The organism is bacterium endosymbiont of Bathymodiolus sp. 5 South, assembly GCF_900128535.1.
Taxonomy (GTDB): Bacteria; Pseudomonadota; Gammaproteobacteria; order PS1; family Pseudothioglobaceae; genus Thiodubiliella.
The window spans coordinates 1-894 of sequence record NZ_FQTR01000406.1; the positions used below are offsets into that span (position 1 = coordinate 1).

1 pseudogene is annotated in these 894 nt (G+C 37.9%); it reads right to left on the reverse strand.

Annotation, left to right across the window (positions count from 1 at the left end):
- Positions 1 to 302: 302 nt before the first annotated feature.
- A pseudogene (locus BBROOKSOX_RS11825) lies at positions 303 to 894 on the reverse strand (hypothetical protein); the annotation flags it as partial.

Consider the following 894-nt stretch of genomic DNA (forward strand, 5'->3'; position numbering starts at 1 on the left):
TGGTCATTTCTTATGGGGTATTAAAATCTGGACAGCCGTTTGATGTGAATTATGCAAAATAGTGATTAAATTGGCTTGCTTTTGCATTGATGACGGGGTTTGGGGTGAAACCCCAAGGGCAACTCTGTTGCCTAAAAGTCAATGACAAATAAAAGTTAAAAAAAGGTTGACTTTTAAGACAGTATCTTATTCTCACCTTATTCTCAAAAGGGCACTACCTTTTTTTAGGTCTGCCCTCTTTTTTAAAACTTAAACTTCTACCCACTTAATAAGAGAACAGCATCCCCTTATTGAGCCCTCAATCAATGAGGAGGCACTTTCCAGTTAACTTCAAAATTATGCATTTCAAGATTAGTTGTATTCATATGTGGCCATTGAAGGCGCTTTAATGAAAAATGACCCTTTAATGTAATGCCACTAGGAAGGCTTTTATTTAGTGCCTTGTCAAAACTAATATCTAGCCCATTGTATGGCTCCTCGTATCGTTTACTACAAGTTGCTGCGCTATTAATTATCATACGACCGCATCCCAATTTCGAGGTTATATCGGCTACTAAGTGGACTTTATACGCCGCACTATTATGTTTATCGTGTACATGTAATATAACGGAAAATTTTGTAGAGACTGCTGACGATGCCCACACCATCTTGGTAGGGACGCCAATTGTATTAAATCCCCCAACAAAAGCTGACGATTTATGACCAGTAGTGCGCTTAATTGGTTTAATACCAACAGAAATGTCTCCATTCATGGGGTAATTAACAATTTTAGCAGGAACTATCCAGTCAACTGCAAATTCATGCATTTCAGAACTAAGCGCATGTCCTGCATTCTTCCATTGAGAGCGCTTTAATGAAAAGTTACCCATTAATCTAGTACCAGCAAAGTTTTTA